The 17,645-nt window shown below is 72.0% G+C and carries 14 protein-coding genes; 13 read left to right on the forward strand and 1 reads right to left on the reverse strand.

Going from position 1 to position 17,645, the window contains the following annotated elements:
• The first annotated feature begins 62 nt into the window (after nucleotides 1-62).
• On the forward strand, nucleotides 63-1,199 hold the full coding sequence (gene mnmA, locus HNQ79_RS23385) for a tRNA 2-thiouridine(34) synthase MnmA (RefSeq protein WP_185034242.1): 1,137 nt from the start codon (nucleotides 63-65) through the stop codon (nucleotides 1,197-1,199).
• 29 nt (nucleotides 1,200-1,228) lie between these two features.
• Here the strand turns inward: mnmA and HNQ79_RS23390 are convergent, their stop codons facing one another.
• Nucleotides 1,229-2,008 carry an alpha/beta fold hydrolase gene (locus tag HNQ79_RS23390; RefSeq protein WP_185034244.1) on the reverse strand — a complete coding sequence of 260 codons (780 nt, stop codon included), beginning with the start codon at nucleotides 2,006-2,008 and terminating at the stop codon, nucleotides 1,229-1,231.
• Nucleotides 2,009-2,116: 108 nt separating this feature from the next.
• Here HNQ79_RS23390 and HNQ79_RS23395 point away from each other — a divergent pair, with 108 nt between their 5' ends.
• From HNQ79_RS23395 to HNQ79_RS23450, 12 genes are all read left to right on the forward strand, one after another.
• Nucleotides 2,117-2,656 (forward strand): LOG family protein, encoded by a 540-nt coding sequence (locus HNQ79_RS23395; RefSeq protein WP_185034246.1) that lies wholly within the window; start codon nucleotides 2,117-2,119, stop codon nucleotides 2,654-2,656.
• Between the two features lie 29 nt (nucleotides 2,657-2,685).
• Entirely contained in the window at nucleotides 2,686-3,384 is a 699-nt protein-coding gene (locus HNQ79_RS23400; RefSeq protein ID WP_229923643.1) for an SDR family oxidoreductase, read from the forward strand.
• On the forward strand, nucleotides 3,381-4,388 hold the full coding sequence (locus HNQ79_RS23405) for a methionine synthase (protein WP_185034250.1): 1,008 nt from the start codon (nucleotides 3,381-3,383) through the stop codon (nucleotides 4,386-4,388). Before HNQ79_RS23400 ends, HNQ79_RS23405 begins: the two co-directional genes overlap by 4 nt.
• A gap of 43 nt (nucleotides 4,389-4,431) precedes the next feature.
• Entirely contained in the window at nucleotides 4,432-6,618 is a 2,187-nt protein-coding gene (ligA, locus tag HNQ79_RS23410) for an NAD-dependent DNA ligase LigA (RefSeq protein WP_185034252.1), read from the forward strand.
• A gap of 928 nt (nucleotides 6,619-7,546) precedes the next feature.
• Complete coding sequence (locus HNQ79_RS23415) at nucleotides 7,547-9,625, forward strand: putative bifunctional diguanylate cyclase/phosphodiesterase (RefSeq protein WP_229923644.1); 2,079 nt, start codon at nucleotides 7,547-7,549, stop codon at nucleotides 9,623-9,625.
• 111 nt (nucleotides 9,626-9,736) lie between these two features.
• Complete coding sequence (gene gatC, locus HNQ79_RS23420) at nucleotides 9,737-10,033, forward strand: Asp-tRNA(Asn)/Glu-tRNA(Gln) amidotransferase subunit GatC (protein ID WP_007384860.1); 297 nt, start codon at nucleotides 9,737-9,739, stop codon at nucleotides 10,031-10,033.
• Between the two features lie 5 nt (nucleotides 10,034-10,038).
• Nucleotides 10,039-11,535 (forward strand): Asp-tRNA(Asn)/Glu-tRNA(Gln) amidotransferase subunit GatA, encoded by a 1,497-nt coding sequence (gene gatA / locus HNQ79_RS23425; RefSeq protein WP_185034254.1) that lies wholly within the window; start codon nucleotides 10,039-10,041, stop codon nucleotides 11,533-11,535.
• On the forward strand, nucleotides 11,532-11,774 hold the full coding sequence (locus HNQ79_RS23430; RefSeq protein WP_185034256.1) for a hypothetical protein: 243 nt from the start codon (nucleotides 11,532-11,534) through the stop codon (nucleotides 11,772-11,774). Before gatA ends, HNQ79_RS23430 begins: the two co-directional genes overlap by 4 nt.
• Before the next feature lie 16 nt (nucleotides 11,775-11,790).
• Nucleotides 11,791-13,299, forward strand: coding sequence for an Asp-tRNA(Asn)/Glu-tRNA(Gln) amidotransferase subunit GatB (gene gatB, locus HNQ79_RS23435; RefSeq protein ID WP_185034258.1), 1,509 nt, complete (start codon nucleotides 11,791-11,793; stop codon nucleotides 13,297-13,299).
• A 184-nt stretch (nucleotides 13,300-13,483) separates the two neighbouring features.
• Nucleotides 13,484-14,722: an endonuclease/exonuclease/phosphatase family protein gene (locus HNQ79_RS23440; protein WP_308437358.1), complete on the forward strand. Its 1,239-nt coding sequence runs from the start codon at nucleotides 13,484-13,486 to the stop codon at nucleotides 14,720-14,722.
• A 144-nt stretch (nucleotides 14,723-14,866) separates the two neighbouring features.
• Complete coding sequence (locus HNQ79_RS23445) at nucleotides 14,867-16,969, forward strand: phosphocholine-specific phospholipase C (RefSeq protein ID WP_185034260.1); 2,103 nt, start codon at nucleotides 14,867-14,869, stop codon at nucleotides 16,967-16,969.
• A 70-nt stretch (nucleotides 16,970-17,039) separates the two neighbouring features.
• Complete coding sequence (locus tag HNQ79_RS23450) at nucleotides 17,040-17,615, forward strand: GNAT family N-acetyltransferase (RefSeq protein WP_185034263.1); 576 nt, start codon at nucleotides 17,040-17,042, stop codon at nucleotides 17,613-17,615.
• Nucleotides 17,616-17,645: the final 30 nt, after the last annotated feature.

The raw sequence follows: 17,645 nt of genomic DNA on the forward strand, positions 1-17,645 counted from the left end.
TTCCTGCCTGCCCGGGTAACGCTTGGGAGTCCCGGGATGGTTCCGATTACCCTGGACGAGCTATGACCGATACCCCGCGCCCCCGCCCCCTCCGTGTCCTCGCCGCCATGTCCGGCGGAGTGGACTCCGCCGTCGCCGCCGCCCGAGCAGTCGAGGCCGGCCACGACGTCACCGGCGTCCATCTCGCGCTCTCCGCCAACCCGCAGTCCTTCCGTACGGGAGCGCGCGGCTGCTGCACCATCGAGGACTCCCGGGACGCCCGCCGGGCGGCCGACGTCATCGGCATCCCGTTCTATGTCTGGGACCTCGCCGAGCGCTTCCGTGAGGACGTCGTCGAGGACTTCGTCGCGGAGTACGAGGCCGGCCGCACCCCCAACCCGTGCCTGCGCTGCAACGAGAAGATCAAGTTCGCCGCCCTGCTCGACAAGGCCCTGGCGCTGGGCTTCGACGCCGTGTGCACGGGCCACTACGCGACGGTCGTGGTGAACGAGGACGGCAGCCGGGAACTGCACCGCGCCTCCGACATGGCCAAGGACCAGTCGTACGTCCTGGGCGTACTCGACGAGCGGCAGCTCGCGCACGCGATGTTCCCGCTCGGCGACACCCTCACCACCAAGGAGGAGATCCGGGCCGAGGCCGAGCGCCGTGACCTGGCGGTGGCGAAGAAGCCCGACAGCCACGACATCTGCTTCATCGCCGACGGCGACACCCAGGGCTTCCTCGCCTCGCGTCTCGGCGGCAAGGCCGAGGGCGACATCCTCGACGAGGAGGGCGCCAAGCTCGGTACGCACGACGGCGCGTTCGGCTTCACCATCGGCCAGCGCAAGGGTCTGCGCATCGGCCACCCCGCGCCCGACGGCAAACCCCGCTACGTCCTGGACATCTCCCCGGTGAACAACACCGTCACCGTCGGCCCGGCCGAGGCCCTGGACGTCACGTCCCTGACGGCGATCCGCCCCCGCTGGTGCGGCACGGTTCCGGCCGCGCCCGGCACGTACACCGCCCAGCTCCGCGCCCACGGCGGCGAGACCGAGGTGCACGCGGAACTCGTCGACGGTGAGCTCCGTGTGAGCTTCCAGCAGCCGGTGCGCGGGGTCGCGCCCGGCCAGGCGATCGTCCTGTACGACGGCACGCGCGTGGTCGGCTCCGCCACGATCGCGACGACCTCGCGGCGCGCCGCCACGCAGGCCACGGCCTGATCCCGCTTCGCCGCCCCCCGCGAGGCCCCTCACACGGCGGCGAAGAACTCCGTCAGGACCGGGGCGAGCGTGCGCGGGTCCACGTCGTGGGTCTGCCGGGGCAGGGTGTGCGGCCGTCCGTCGGGGAGCGCCGCCGACGTCCGGCGTGCCGCGTCGCGCATCAGGGGCGGACTGGCGCCGCCGTCCACCACCAGGACCGGCTGGGTGATCCGCGCCAGCCGGTCGCAGGGGACCGTTCCGTCGCCCATCAGCGCGTCGTCGTACGCCAGGGTCGGCGCGAGGGACTCGAAGGAGCGCCACACCGGGGCCCTGCGCATCTGGGCGACGAACTCGGCGGGCATGCCCACCACGGACAGGAAGAGCTCCACCGCGTCGCCCCTGCGGCCGTCCTCCAGCGCCGCGTTCAGGCTCCGGGTGTACGCGGTCTTGTCGGCGCGGGTGTCCTCGCGGACCGTGAAGGGCGGCTCGTAGACCGCGAGCCGCGGCACCCGCAGACCGGCCGCCGCGGCACGCAGCACCAGCGCACCGCCCGACGACATGCCGTACAGGCAGGCACTGCCGCCGACCTCCTCGACGAGCGCCGCCAGATCCTCCACCTCGCGGGCCACCGCGTACGGGGACGTGTCGCCGCTGGCGCCGCGGCCCCTCCTGTCGTACGTGACGACGTCGAAGGCCGGGGCGAGGAGACCGGCGAGCGGGCCCTCCGCCGTACCCGTGCTGAAGGCGCCCCCCACCAGGATCAGCGGCTCGCCCGCACCCGTGCGCGTGTAGGCGATCGGGGTGCCGTCACGCGAAATCACTTTGCTCATACCGACTTGGACCGCGAGGGCGCACGGAACTCATCGGCCGGGCGGAAAAGTTTTCACCGGGGGCCGCGAATCTCCGCCACCGGTACCCCGGACGTAGGGTTTGTGCCCATGAACATCTGTGTCTTTCTCTCCGCGGCCGACCTCGACGAGCGCTACACCCGGCCCGCCCGGGAGTTCGCCGAACTCCTCGGCAAGGGCGGCCACACGCTGGTCTGGGGCGGTTCCGACGTCGGCCTGATGAAGGTCGTCGCCGACGGGGTGGCCGCGGCGGGCGGGAAGCTCGTCGGGATCTCCGTGGAGTTCCTGCACACCAAGGCGCGTGCCGCGGCCGACGAAATGGTCGTCGCGAAGGACCTGGCGGAGCGCAAGGCGCTTCTGCTGGGCAGGTCCGACGCCGTCGTGATCATGGTCGGCGGAACGGGGACGCTCGACGAGGCGACGGAGATCCTGGAGCTGAAGAAGCACGGACTGACGGACAAGCCGGTGGTGCTGCTCAACACCGACGGCTTCTACGACGGGCTCAAGCAGCAGTTCCAGCGCATGGAGGCGGAAGGGTTCCTGCCGGTACCCCTCACTGACCTGGTGTTCTTCGCGGAGGACGGAGTCGGGGCGCTCGCCTTCCTGGAGGAGTCCGCCGGGATCCGGTAGGGCGTGCGCCAGGGCGTCCGGGTGCGAGCATGGGACGCATGACTACTCATGTGATCACCGGGGCGGGTTCCGGTATCGGAGCCGCTGTCGCCCGCAGGCTCCACGCGCGCGGCGACGACGTCGTACTGCTGGCGCGCGACGCGGGACGGGCGAAGGAGCTCGCGGCGCGGCTTCCCGGCGCCCGCACCCTGGTCGGCGACCTGGCCGCCCCGGACCGCCTGTCCTGGGCCTTCTCCCACCAGCCGATGCCCGAGCGCGTCGACACACTGCTGCACATCGCGGGCGTCGTCGACCTCGGCAGGGTCGGCGACCTCGGCGTACGCGCCTGGCACAGCCAGCTCAACGCCAACCTGATCGCCCCCGCCGAGCTCACCCGGCTCTTCCTGCCCCAACTGCGCCTCGACAAGGGGCACGTGCTGTTCGTGAACTCGGGCGCGGGACTGAACGCGCACGCCGAGTGGGGGGCCTACGCCGCCAGCAAGCACGGCCTGAAGGCGCTCGCCGACTCGCTGCGCGCCGAGGAGCACCAGAACGGGGTGCGCGTCACCTCCGTCTACCCGGGGCGCACCGCCAGCCCCATGCAGGAGAAGGTGCACTCGCAGGAGGGCAAGGCCTACGACCCCGCGAAGTTCATCGACCCCGAGTCGGTGGCGACGACGATCCTGATGGCCCTGGACCTGCCGCGCGACGCCGAGGTCAACGACCTGACGGTGCGGCCCGGACGATGAGCGAGCAGACCGAGGAGAAGTGGTGGGGACCGGCCACCGGCATCGGCTCCATGCCGGGCGACGACGCCCGGGAGACCGCGAGGACCGTCACCGGCAGCTTCGAGGACTTCCCGTACCTCGCGGAACTGCCCGCGCGCGGGCCGGGCGCCGACATGATCGGCCGCACCGCCGGAATGCTCGCGGACATGTACGTCCACCTGGAACCCAGCGGCTGGCGCTTCAGCGACCGGCCGGGCCGGGACACCCGCCGCGCCCGCTCCTGGCTCGGCGAGGACCTGGACGCCCTGGAGGAGTTCACCCAGGGCTACCGGGGGCCGGTCAAGGTGCAGGCCGTCGGGCCGTGGACGCTCGCCGCCGCGCTCGAACTGCGGGGCGGCGAGGCGGCCGTGGGCGACCCCGGGGCCTGCCGTGACGTGGCCGCCTCGCTGGCCGAGGGGCTGCGCGAGCACCTCGCGGACGTGCAGCGCAGGATCCCCGGCGCGCGGCTGGTGCTCCAGCTCGACGAGCCGTCCCTGATGGCCGTACTGCGCGGGCAGGTCAGGAGCGCGAGCGGGTACCGCACGTACCGGGCCGTGGACCGGCAGGTCGTGGAGGGCGCGCTGCGTGACGTCATGGGCGTCCACGACGGGCCGGCCGTCGTGCACTCGTGCGCACCGGACGTGCCGTTCGCACTGCTGCGGCGGGCGGGTGCGGCCGGGATCTCCTTCGACTTCCATCTGCTCACCGAGCGTGACGACGACGAGATCGGTGAGGCGGCCGAGGCCGGTACGAAGCTGTTCGCGGGCGTGGTGCCGGGCGTGGACGGCCCATTGTCGGACCCGGGCGGTAGCGTCATGGGTGTCAGGTCGCTGTGGCGCAGGCTGGGGCTGAAACCAGGACTTCTGTGCGAGTCCGTGGTGATCACTCCGACGTGCGGGCTGGCGGGGGCTTCCCCGGCGTACGCCCGGGCGGCGCTCGCCCACAGCAACCGGGCGGCGAAGTCGCTCGCGGACAACCCTGAGTGACGGATCGGTAGTTCCCATACAGGGACAACGGGAGGTTGAGACGGTGGCTGGCGAACAGCACGCAGCGGTACCCGCAGAGGCACGGGAGAAGCACGCGCGGCTCGCTGAGCAGATCGAGGAGCACCGCTTCCGGTACTACGTCAAGGACCAGCCGGTCGTCAGCGACGCCGAGTTCGACCAGCTGCTGCGTGCGCTCGAAGCGCTGGAGGAGGAGTACTCCGAGCTGCGGACGCCGGACTCGCCCACGCAGAAGGTCGCCGGCGCCTACGAGACGGAGTTCACGGCCGTCCAGCACCGCGAGCGCATGCTCTCGCTCGACAACGCCTTCGACGACGAGGAACTGGCGGCCTGGGCGGAGCGGGTCGCCGGCGAGCTCAGCGGCATCGAGTACCACCTGCTGTGCGAGCTCAAGGTGGACGGCCTCGCCGTCAACCTCACCTACGAGAAGGGCCGGCTGACCCGGGCGGCGACCCGCGGCGACGGGCGCACCGGCGAGGACATCACGCCCAACGTGCGCACCATCCCGCAGATCCCGCAGCGCCTGGAGGGGGACCGCATCCCGGACCTGGTCGAGATCCGCGGCGAGGTCTACTTCCCGATGGAGGCCTTCGGCGAGCTGAATGCCCGGCTGGTGGAGGCGGGCGACAAGCCGTTCGCCAACCCGCGCAACGCGGCGGCCGGTTCGCTGCGCCAGAAGGACCCCAGAGTCACCGCGAGCCGTCCCCTGCGGATGGTGGTGCACGGCATCGGCGCCCGCGAGGGGTTCGCCATCGACCGCCTGTCGCACGCCTACGAGCTGCTCAGGGAGTGGGGCCTGCCGACCGCCGGACAGAACCGGGTGGTGGACTCCCTGGAAGGCGTACGGGAATTCATCGCACACATCGGCAGGAACCGGCACTCCGTCGTCGAGCACGAGATCGACGGGGTGGTCGTCAAACTGGACGAGATTCCGCTCCAGGGCCGGCTCGGCTCGACCTCGCGGGCGCCGCGCTGGGCGATCGCCTGGAAGTTCGCCCCCGAGGAGGTCAACTCCAAGCTCGTCAACATCCGCGTGGGCGTGGGACGCACCGGCCGCGTCACCCCGTACGCGCAGGTGGAACCGGTGACGGTGGCCGGCTCCGAGGTCGAGTTCGCCACCCTGCACAACCAGGAGGTGGTGAAGAAGAAGGGCGTGCTCATCGGTGACACCGTCGTGCTGCGCAAGGCTGGCGACGTCATCCCGGAGATCCTCGGCCCGGTCGTGGACCTGCGCGACGGCACCGAGCGGGAGTTCGTGATGCCCGCCGAGTGCCCCGAATGCGGGACGGAGCTGCGCCCCATGAAGGAGGGCGACATCGATCTGCGCTGTCCCAACGCGCAGACCTGCCCCGCCCAGTTGCGCGAGCGCCTGTTCTACCTCGGCGGCCGCAAGAGCCTCGACATCGAAAACTTCGGGTACGTCGCGGCGGCAGCCCTGACCAAACCGCTGGAGCCCGCCGAGCCGCCGCTGCTCGACGAGGGCGACCTCTTCGACCTCACCATCGAGCAGCTGCTGCCCATCAGGTCCTACGTCCTGGACCCCGACTCCGGGCTGCCCAGGAAGGACCCGAAGACCGGCGAGGACAAGACCGCCACCATCTTCGCCAACAAGGAGGGCGAGCCCCGCAAGAACGCCCTGGCGATGCTGGAGAACATCCGGGCGGCGAAGGAGATGCCGCTGGCCCGGATCCTCACCGGCCTCTCCATCCGGCACGTCGGGCCGGTCGCCGCCGAGGCGCTGGCCCGCGAGTTCCGCTCGATCGAGCGGATCGAGCAGGCGACAGAGGAGGAGCTGGCGGGCGTCGACGGCGTCGGCGGCATCATCGCGGCCTCCCTCAAGGAGTGGTTCGCCGTCGACTGGCACCAGGAGATCCTCCGCAAGTGGCGGGCCGCAGGGGTGCGCATGGAGGAGGAGGGCTCGGCCGAGGCCCAGGGACCGCGCCCGCTGGAGGGACTGACCGTCGTCGTCACCGGAACGCTGGAGAAGTACACCCGGGATGGCGCAAAAGAGTCCCTCCAGAACCTCGGAGCGAAGGTGACCGGTTCCGTTTCCAAGAAGACGTCCTTCGTCGTGGTCGGCGACAGCCCCGGTTCGAAGTACGACAAGGCCATGCAACTGAAGGTGCCGGTGCTCGACGAGGACGGCTTCGGGGTGCTGCTCGCACAAGGGCCGGAAGCCGCACGTGAAGCCGCGGTTCCGGTGGAGCAGTAACGGGAAGAACAGCGGCCTGAGGGCCACCCGTTCGGCGCATAGCAGACGTCTGCGGGTGGCTGGGTCGCATTCGGGCAACAGCGGAGGACCGCTGCCCGGGAGAGCCTGCTGCGGCCTACTGTTGGGATGTGCGCCTGTCGTGCACGGCTGGGGAACCGCTGCCCGGCCCTGAGGTGTCTGCCCTTGAGGAGGCCGCCTGGGGAGTCGGGCGACCGGGGGCGAGTCGTGATGGCATGACAACGGGGCCATCGCGCGTGACATGGGCACCGCCAGCTGTGAGAGGGACGGAATGAAACCGACCGAGAGTGCCGACCCGGCCTCGCGGCTGCGCGACCGGTCCGGGCTGTCCGGGATGTTCGGACCGTCCGGTCCTGGCCGGCTGTTCGCACTGTTCGGCCGTCGGGGCCACAGCCCCGCGTCACCGTCGGCCGCGCCACAGCCCGGCGCACCGACATCGGCCGCACCACGGCCCGTTGCGCCACCGTCGGCCGCACCACAGCCGGCCGCACCACAGCCGGTCGCGCCGCCGCCGGCCGGCGCGCAGCAGCCGAACCCCGCGCCTCCGGCACTGCCGGGCCGCCCGCAGCCGCCGAACGGGCCACGCCTCGCGAACGGCACCCCGGCCCCCCACGGCCAGACCGGTGCCCGCACCGCGTACAACCCGCCCGTCCCTCAGCACACGCAGACCACGTACGACCCGCAGGCCCCTCAGGTGGCTCGGACGGCGCACGGCCCGCACAGCCCCTTCAGCGATCCCGCACCGCTCGGCGCGCACACTCCCCAGGGCCCGCACACCCCGCACGGTGCTCACCTCGCGGCAGGTGCTCACACCTCGCACAGTGGCCACCCCGCGTACGGCCCGCCCGCCCCCCAAGGCGTGCGCCCCGGGTACGGCCCGCGGCCGGCGCAGGGCGCGTTGCCGTCGGCCGTGAGACACGGGGAGGTCCGGGGCGCCCGCTGGGGCCCCCTGCTGCCCGCCGCCCTCGCGGGAGCAGCCGCCCTCGTCCTCGCCGCCGGTGTCGTCCAGACCCTCGGCCAGCACCGCGCCCTGTTCCCCGGCGGCACCACCGGCTGGTCGCTCGCCCTGCTCACCGCGGCCATCGTCGGCTACCTCGTCGCGCTCGGCAGGGACAGGTGGTGGGGCGGCACGGGATCGGGGGCGGCACTCACCCTCGCCGTCCTGCTGCTGTACGGATGGGTTCCGGCCGGGCTGGTCAGCCTGGCCGTTGTCGTGCTGGTGGGCAGTGCGCGCAGACGCCGCTGGCGGCAGGGCGTGCTGCACGGCGCCGCCGACATTCTCGGCATCGCGGCGGCCGCCCTCACCCTGGGCGTCCTCGGCGAGGTCCCGACGGTGGAGCAGCCCTGGCAGCCGGTCGGCTGGGACTGGGGTGTGGTGCCGCAGGTGGTGCTGACGGCGACCGTGTACCTCGTGGTCACCCGGCTGCTGCTGTGGGCGGTGGCGGTCCCGCAGCCCGGCCGGATGCCGTCCGCCACCCGAACGGCTCTCGTGAGGCTGGGACTTGCGTGCGGCGCCCTGCTCGGCATCGCCCCGCTGATGTGCGTCGTCGCGCTCTCCCTGCCGGTGCTGCTGCCACTGTTCGCGGTACCCCTCATCGCCCTCGACTCCACGCTGTGGATAGCGCGGGCGCGGGCCGAGGAACAGTTGCGGGACCCGCTGACCGGACTGCCCAACCGGCAGTGGCTGCTGGAGCGCGCCCGCCCCGCGCTGGAGGAGGCCGAGGCGGTCGGGACGCGCTCCGCGCTGGTCCTCATCGACATGGACCGGTTCCGTTCCGTGAACGACACCCTCGGGCACCTCGCCGGTGACCGGCTGCTGCTGCAGATAGCCGACCGGCTGCGCAGGGCGCTGCCCCGGGGTGCGGAGGCGGCCCGGCTCGGCGGTGACGAGTTCGCCGTACTGCTGCCCCGGACCGAGTCCGCGACGAGTGCGCAGCGCATTGCCCGGCACCTGGTCGCGGAACTGGGGTCGCCCCTCGACCTCGACGGGCTGACGCTGGTGCTGGAGGCGAGCGCGGGAGTCGCCGTCTTCCCCGATCACGCGCTGGACGCGGAGGGGCTGCTGCGGCGGGCGGACGTGGCGATGTACCAGGCGAAGCGGGACCGCAGCGGCGTCGAGGTCTACGAGTCCAAGCGGGACTCCAACACCCCCGACCGGCTGGGCCTGCTGGGCGACCTGCGGCGGGCGCTGGACGCGGGGGACGTGGAGCTGCACTACCAGCCCAAGGTGCGCTTCGACGGGCAGGTCGCCGGCCTGGAGGCGCTGGTGCGGTGGGTGCATCCGGAGCGGGGGCGGGTCCCTCCCGACGAGTTCATCGCGATCGCCGAGTCGTCGGGGCTGATGCCGCACCTCACGGAGTACGTACTGGAGACGGCGCTCGCCCAGGTCGCCAGGTGGCGGGCACAGGGGCTCAACGTGCCGGTCGCGGTGAACGTCTCCCCGCGCGACGTGCACACGCCGGGCTTCGCGGGGGCGGTCGCCGGACGGCTGGCGCGGCACGGGGTGCCCGCCGGGTCCCTCCAGCTGGAGATCACCGAGCACGTGCTGCTGGAGGACCCGCAGCGGGCCGCGGACACTCTCGCCGCGCTGACCGGGCACGGCGTGAAGATGTCGCTCGACGACTTCGGCACGGGCTACTCGTCGCTGGTGCACCTGCGGCGGCTGCCGGTGAGCGAGCTGAAGATCGACCGGTCGTTCGTGGCACGGCTCGCCGTGGACACGGAGGACGCGGAGATCGTGCGCTGCACGATCGACCTGGCGCACTCGCTGGGGCTGCTGGTCGTCGCGGAGGGCGTCGAGGACGACGAGACGTGGGAGCGGCTGCGGGACCTGCGGTGCGATGCGGTGCAGGGCTGGCTGGTGGCCGCGGCGATGCCCCCGGAGGAGGCGACGGCGTGGCTGCTGGCGCGCGGGTCGCGGGGGTGGCAGCGCCCGGCGGAGCTGGCCGCCGCGGCCGCCGCGGATGCGGTGCGGGTGGAGCAGGAATAGGGGGCACAGGTGCGGCGGACGGCCCCGGCGGAACTGTTTCGCGGGCAGGGGGCCGCGACCCATAGGATTGGGCCGCCCACCACACGCACACCAACCCCTGAGGATCGCTGCATGCCTGGCATCACGCGCGAGGAGGTCGCACACCTCGCACGGCTGGCGCGTCTGGAGCTGAAGCCCGAAGAGCTTGAGCACTTCGCCGGTCAGCTCGACGACATCATCGGCGCGGTCGCCCGCGTCTCCGAGGTCGCCGACCAAGACGTACCGCCGACCTCCCACCCGCTGCCGCTGACCAACGTCATGCGCGCGGACGAGGTACGCCCGTCGCTCACCCCCGAGCAGGCGCTCTCCGGCGCCCCGGCCCAGGAGCAGCAGCGTTTCAAGGTGCCGCAGATCCTGGGGGAGGACTAATCAGCATGACGACCGACATCATCAAGCTCACCGCGGCCGCGACCGCCGGGAAGATCGCCTCGGGCGAGCTCACGGCCGTCGAGGTCACCGAGGCCCACCTGGCCCGGATCGACGCCGTCGACGAGAAGGTGCACGCCTTCCTGCACGTCGACCGCGAGGGTGCGCTCGCGCAGGCCCGCGCCGTCGACGCCAAGCGGGAGGCCGGCGAGAAGCTGGGCCCGCTGGCCGGCGTCCCGCTCGCGCTCAAGGACATCTTCACCACCGAGGGCATCCCGACCACCGTCGGCTCCAAGATCCTCGAAGGCTGGATCCCGCCGTACGACGCGACGCTGACCAAGCGCCTCAAGGCCGCCGACATCGTCATCCTCGGCAAGACCAACATGGACGAGTTCGCCATGGGGTCCTCCACCGAGAACAGCGCGTACGGCCCGACCGGCAACCCGTGGGACCTCACCAAGATCCCCGGCGGCTCCGGCGGCGGCTCCTCCGCCGCCCTCGCCTCCTACGAGGCCCCCCTGGCCATCGGCACGGACACCGGCGGCTCCATCCGCCAGCCCGCCGCCGTCACCGCCACCGTCGGCGTCAAGCCGACCTACGGGGCGGTCTCCCGCTACGGCATGGTCGCCTTCTCCTCCTCCCTCGACCAGGGCGGACCCTGCGCCCGTACGGTCCTGGACGCGGCGCTGCTCCACGAGGTCATCGCCGGGCACGACCCGCTCGACTCGACCTCCATCGACGCCCCGGTCCCGCCGGTCGTCGAGGCCGCCCGCAACGGCAGCGTCGAGGGCATGCGCGTCGGCGTCGTCAAGCAGTTCCGCGGCGAGCACTACCAGGCCGGCGTCCTGCAGCGCTTCGACGAGTCCGTCGAGCTGCTGACGAAGCTCGGCGCCGAGATCGTCGAGCTGGACTGCCCGTCCTTCGACCTGGCGCTCTCCGCGTACTACCTGATCGCCCCGTCCGAGTGCTCCTCCAACCTGGCCCGCTTCGACGCCATGCGCTACGGCCTGCGCGTCGGCGACGACGGCACCCGCTCCGCCGAGGACGTCACCGCCCTCACCCGCGAGGCCGGGTTCGGCGACGAGGTCAAGCGCCGCATCATCCTCGGCACGTACGCCCTGTCGAGCGGCTACTACGACGCGTACTACGGCAGCGCCCAGAAGGTCCGTACGCTCATCACGCAGGACTTCGAGAAGGCCTTCGAGCAGGTCGACGTCATCGTCTCGCCGACGACGCCCACCACCGCCTTCCCGATCGGCGAGCGCGCCGACGACCCGATGGCGATGTACCTCGCCGACCTGTGCACCATCCCGACGAACATGGCGGGCAACGCCGCCATGTCGCTGCCCTGCGGCCTCGCGCCGGAGGACAACATGCCGGTCGGGCTCCAGATCATCGCCCCCGCCCTGAAGGACGACCGTCTTTACAAGGTCGGCGCTGCTGTCGAGGCCGCCTTCGTGGAAAAGTGGGGGCACCCGCTGCTTGAGGAGGCACCGTCGCTATGAGCCCCATGCCCATCAAGGCCAAGGGATTCAAGAATTCCAAGGCTGCTACGTACCTGTCGATCGGCTCCACCGCCTTCGGCGCGATCAGTGTCGCCAAGCAGGCCCGGATGGCCCGCAAGGACAATGACACGCTCCGTCTCGTCGACGCCGTTGTCTCCGCCGCCGCCATCGTCACCGGCCTCGCTCTGCTCTACCGCGAGCTGAAGAAGCTCGGCGACGACGACGTCCTGCTGGGCTGAGAGGGAAAGTTTCACCGTGACCGTCACTGAACTGGTGTCGTACGAGGACGCCCTCGCGACCTACGACCCCGTCATGGGCCTGGAGGTCCATGTCGAGCTCGGCACAAAGACCAAGATGTTCTGCGGCTGCTCCACCGAGCTCGGCCAGGACGCCAACACCCAGACCTGCCCCACCTGTCTCGGACTGCCCGGCGCGCTGCCGGTCGTCAACGAGATCGGCGTGGAGTCGGCCATCAAGATCGGTCTCGCGCTGAACTGCGAGATCGCCGAGTGGTGCCGCTTCGCCCGGAAGAACTACTTCTATCCGGACATGCCGAAGAACTTCCAGACCTCCCAGTACGACGAGCCCATCGCCTTCAACGGCTACCTCGACGTGCAGCTGGAGGACGGCGAGATCTTCCGCGTGGAGATCGAGCGCGCCCACATGGAGGAGGACACCGGCAAGTCCACGCACGTCGGTGGCGCGACGGGCCGCATCCACGGCGCCTCGCACTCGCTGCTGGACTACAACCGCGCGGGCATCCCGCTCATCGAGATCGTCACCAAGCCGATCGAGGGCGCGGGCGAGCGGGCCCCCGAGGTCGCCAAGGCGTACGTGGCCGAGCTGCGCGAGGTCATCAAGGCGCTCGGCGTCTCCGAGGCCCGGATGGACAAGGGCCAGATGCGCTGCGACGTCAACCTCTCGCTGCGCCCGCACGGGCGCGAGGAGTTCGGCACCCGCAGCGAGACGAAGAACGTCAACTCGCTGCGCTCGGTGGAGCGCGCCGCCCGGTTCGAGATCCAGCGGCACGCCGCGGTGCTCAACGGCGGCGGCACGATCATCCAGGAGACCCGGCACTTCCACGAGGAAGACGGCTCGACGACGTCCGGTCGCATCAAGGACAACGCCGAGGACTACCGCTACTTCCCCGAGCCGGACCTGGTTCCGGTCGCCCCGGCCCGTTCCTGGGTCGAGGAACTGCGGGCGGGGCTCCCCGAGATGCCGCGGGTGCGCCGCAACCGTCTCCGCGAGGAGTGGGGGGTCAACGAGCACGACATGCAGTCGATCCTCAACGCGGGCGCGGTCGACCCGATCGTCGCCACCATCGAGGCGGGCGCCGACTCGGCGTCCGCACGCAAGTGGTGGATGGGCGAACTGGCGCGCAACGCCAACGAGACCGGCCGGGCACTCGACGAACTGCCGATCACCCCGGCGCAGGTGGCCCGGGTCGCCGCCCTGGTCGCCGCCGGCGATCTGAACGACAAGCTGGCCCGCCAGGTCATTGAGGGCGTCCTCGCAGGTGAGGGCGGTCCCGACGAGGTCGTCGAGAAGCGCGGCCTGAAGGTCGTCTCGGACGACGGCGCGCTCGGCGCGGCGGTCGACGAGGCCATCGCGGCCAACGCGGCCATCGCCGACAAGATCCGCGGCGGCAAGGTCGCGGCCGCGGGCGCGCTGGTCGGCGCGGTCATGAAGACCACCCGGGGCCAGGCGGACGCGGCGCGCGTGCGCGAGCTGATTCTCGAACGGCTGGCCGTGAGCGAATGATCGGGTACAGCCTGGAGAGGCTGGGCGTCGAGGACTGACGTTCCGTTGTACGAGTCGAGGGGCCCCGGTCGGAATTCCGCGTCCGGGGCCCCTCGGCGTACGCGGGGCCGGTGCGGGCCGATGAACCACGGGCCCCGCGCGCGGCGTCCTCACCCGGAACGGTGCACGGAGCGACGGGGGAACGGTGGCCGGAACGCGCAGGTACGACCAGGACGAGCGCCGGAACACGGACGGGAGCGGCCCGGACGGCGAACGGAGCGCGCACGACGCCTGGGCACCGTACGACGCCGAAGGGCCGTACAGGAGCCGTGCCGCCCGCCTCCCGGGCGGCAGCCGTGACCGCAACGACAGCCGCGGCCCCGGCGATCCCGGCCCTCCGTACGGCCGAGGGCGGGAGCCGGCCGGCATCCGGTACCGCGAGGAGGACTGCACGCCCGCGCCGACCCGGATGCGTACCTGGCCCGACGGCCGTCACTGGGGCGAGGACGGGCGGGGGCGCGGCGCCTGGCAGCGGGGGCGAATCGTCGCGCTGTGCGCGGTGGCGCTCGGACTCCTGCCCGTGCTCCACCCCCTCGTTCCCGACGCCCGTGGTCTCGGCAGTCTCCTGGAGACCTTGCTGCCCTGGCTCGGGCTGCTCGTCCTGCCGGTGCTGGTGTGCGCCTGGCGGCGGAGGTCGGCGTTCGCGGTGCTGGCTCTGCTGGTGCCCGTCGGTGCGTGGGGCGGGATGATCGGCGGCGCCGCCTTCGCGTTCGGCGCCGATCCGCAGCACTCCTTCGGCGTCGTCCAGCACAACATCGCCGACGACAACCCCGACCCCGTCGGCGCGGTGCGGGCGCTGGCGGCGTCCGGGCCCGGGCTGATCGCCCTGGAGGAGGTCACGGCCGGGGCGGCGGCGAAGATCGACCGCGAGCTGGCCGCGGCGTACCCGCACCACGCGGTGCGGGGCACGGTCGGCCTCTGGTCGCGGTACCCGCTCAGTGACGTACGCCCGGTGGACATCAAGCCGGAGGGCATCACCGAGCCGTGGCAGCGCGCCCTGCGGGCCACGGCGCTGACACCGCGGGGGTTCGTGGCGGTGTACGTCGTGCACCTGCCGTCGGTACGGGCGGCCTGGCCGCAGGGCCTGAAGACCGGGTGGCGCAACGAGGCCGCCCGGCGGCTGGGGGAGGCGCTGGCTGCGGAGACCGTGGACCGGGTGATCCTGCTCGGCGATCTGAACGGGTCGGCGGAGGACCGGGGACTCCATCCGGTGGCGTCCCGGTTCGACGACAACGGGCGGGGATTCGGCTTCAGCTGGCCGCGGAGTTTCCCGGTGGTGCGGCTCGACCATGTGATGGTGCGGGGCGGGGAGATCGTCCGCTTCGAGACGTCGGCGACGACCGGGAGCGACCACGTACCGGTGCTGGCCAGGGTGAAGTTCTAGCCGGGGGACACCCGGGGCTGCCCGCGGGCCACTTCCGCTTCCCGGTGGCCGCCCGGACGTTCACCGCCGGTCCTGTCATGGGACTTCTCCCCGTCACCGGGGCTCAGTAGTTTCCCGGCATCACCACTGACTCGGGAGGTTCCCTTGGCCACTGACCTCACTCGGCGCCGGCTCTTCGCGATCGGCGGCGGGGCGCTCGGAACCGCTGCGGCGGGCTCGCTGCTGCCGCCGTCCCTGCAAGCGGCGATCGCGGCGGGGCGCCCTCCGGAGGGCGGGTTGCGGGCGATCAGGCATGTGGTCGTGCTCATGCAGGAGAACCGTTCCTTCGACCACTACTTCGGGACCCTGCGCGGCGTGCGCGGCTTCGGCGACCGCAACGCGATCGAACTGCCGGGCGGCAAGCCGGTGTACGAGCAGCCGGGCCCGCTGACCACCGTTCTGCCCTTCCCGGTGCGCGACGCGGCGGACGCGCAGAAGAAGGACCTCCAGTACATCGGCGACCTCGACCACTCCTGGGGCGGCGGCGCGAAGGCCTGGAACCAGGGCTGGATGAACGGCTGGGTGACCGCCAAGACCGGCGCCACCATGGCGTACTACGACCGCCGCGATCTTCCCCTGCACTACGAGCTCGCCGACACCTTCACCATCTGCGACGCCTACCACTCCTCCATCCACACCTCCACCAGCCCCAACCGCAACCACCTGTGGAGCGGCTGGACGGGGTACGAGGCCGACGGCAGCCGCGCGGTCACCAACGCCGCGTACTCCGAGGGCACCCACCCCGGCTACCCCTGGCCGACGTACGCGGAGCGGCTCCAGAAGGCGGGCCGCAGCTGGCAGACGTACCAGGAGTGGGAGAACTTCACCGACAACAACGCCGAGTTCTTCACCTCGTTCAAGAACGTCGCGCGCAAGGCCCTCGCGAAAACCGGCGGGTTCACCTTCATGGAGGGCTTCTACGCGAAGGTGCGCGGGACCCAGGACGCCGCCGAAAGGGCGCGGCTGCTGGCCCTGTTGGAGGAGGGCGTCGCCACGCTCACCGCCCAGGAACGGCAGCTCTTCGAGCGGGGGCTGCGACGCGGCGAGACCGGCAGCCTGGCCAGGAACTTCCGCGCCGACGTCGCCGCCGGCAAGCTCCCCGACGTGTCCTACCTGGTGCCCTCGGCCGTCGACTCCGAGCACCCCGGCTCGTCCTCGCCGATCGCCAGCGCCTCCCTCGTCTACCAGGTCCTCGACGCGCTCGCCTCGCACCCCGAGGTGTGGCGGCACACCGCCGTGCTCATCAACTACGACGAGAACGACGGGTTCTTCGACCACGTGCCGCCGCCCGTACCGCCCGCCGACAACACCGACGAGCGCTGGAAGGGCCTGCCCACCGGGCTCGGTATCCGTGTCCCGATGCTGGTCGTCTCCCCGTGGACGGTCGGCGGCTACGTCTGCTCCGAGACCTTCGACCACACCTCGGTGATCCGCTTCCTGGAGCGCTGGACCGGCATCCGCGAACCCAACATCACCCCCTGGCGCCGCCAGGTCACCGGCGACCTCACCTCCGCCTTCGACTTCCACCGCGCCCACCGGCAGCCCGCCGTGGACCGGCCGGGTGAGATCCCGCCGTTCAGCGGGCGGTGGCGTCCGGTGCCGCCCGCCGTCCAGCAGATGCCCGTGCAGGAGCCCGGCAGGCGGCGTGCGCGGGCCCTGCCGTACCAGCCGGACGTGGACGGGAGGCTGTCCGAGGGGAAGGCGGTGCGGCTGTCCGTACGCAACTCCGGGCGCGCCAGCGCGCACTTCGCGCTCTACCCGTACGCGGGCGAGTTCGCCGTGCCGCAGCACCTGGACGTACGGGAGGAGGAGAAGTGGACCGTGCCGCTGGCCGGGGAGGCGTACCGCTTCACCGTCACCGGGCCCAACGGCTTCCGGCGCGAGTTCGCGGGCGCCGCGGCCGGGACCGCGGAGCTGACCAGCCGCATCGAGGCCCGCGACCGGGACCTGCACCTGACGCTCACCAACCGGGGGCGGCGGCCGGTCACCTTCACCGTGCAGCCGCTCGCGTACGCCGACGAGGAGGACCTCGACGTACGGCACCCCCGCCGCGTCACGGTGCGCCCGGGGCGCAGCCGACGCGTCGTCCACTCGGCGGCCGACGCGCACGGCTGGTACGACCTGGCGGTCACCGTCGACGCCGAACCGGGCTTCCGGCGGCGCTTGATGGGGCACATCGAGAACGGGCGGACCAGCATCTCGGGGTGAGACGCGGCCCGTCGGACGGCTGTGCGAAGATCCCGTGACCTGAGTGGGCACCACCGGCATGGGGAGCGGGATGTTCGGCACAGACCTGAACGGCGGCGACGGCTCGGCGGTACTGGGGCCGCTGGAACCGTGGCAGGCGGAGGAGTTCCTGGCCCACGTCGACCGGGGCCGCGAGTACATCGGGCAGTACGTCGGCCTGCCGGACGTCAACAAGGACCTCCCGGCCGCGCGCGCCTTCCTCCAGCGGTACGCGGACAAGGCCGCCGCCGACGCGGGCCGGATCTTCGGCATCCGGCTCGACGGGACGCTCGTCGGCGGCGTCATGTTCCGGCTCTTCGACGCGACCGCGGGCACCTGCGAACTCGGCTGCTGGCTGGAACCGACCGCCGCCGGACGCGGACTGGTCACCCAGGCGTGCCGGGTGCTGATCGACTGGGCGGTGGACGTACGGGGCATCCACCGCGTCGAGTGGATCGCCGACGCCGGGAACACCGCGAGCATCAACGTCGCCAAGCGGCTCGGCATGCGCAAGGACGGGGTGCTGCGGGAGGCGTACCTCTACCGGGGAGCCCGCCGCGACGAGGAGATCTGGTCCGTGCTCGCGCCCGAGTGGCGGGCGCACCGGGCGGACGAAGCGGCTCGTTAAGAGGTTACTCAGACGCGCCGCCTGGCGTGC

It is taken from the genome of Streptomyces candidus (genome assembly GCF_014207445.1).
GTDB classification, from domain to species: Bacteria; Actinomycetota; Actinomycetes; order Streptomycetales; family Streptomycetaceae; genus Streptomyces; species Streptomyces candidus.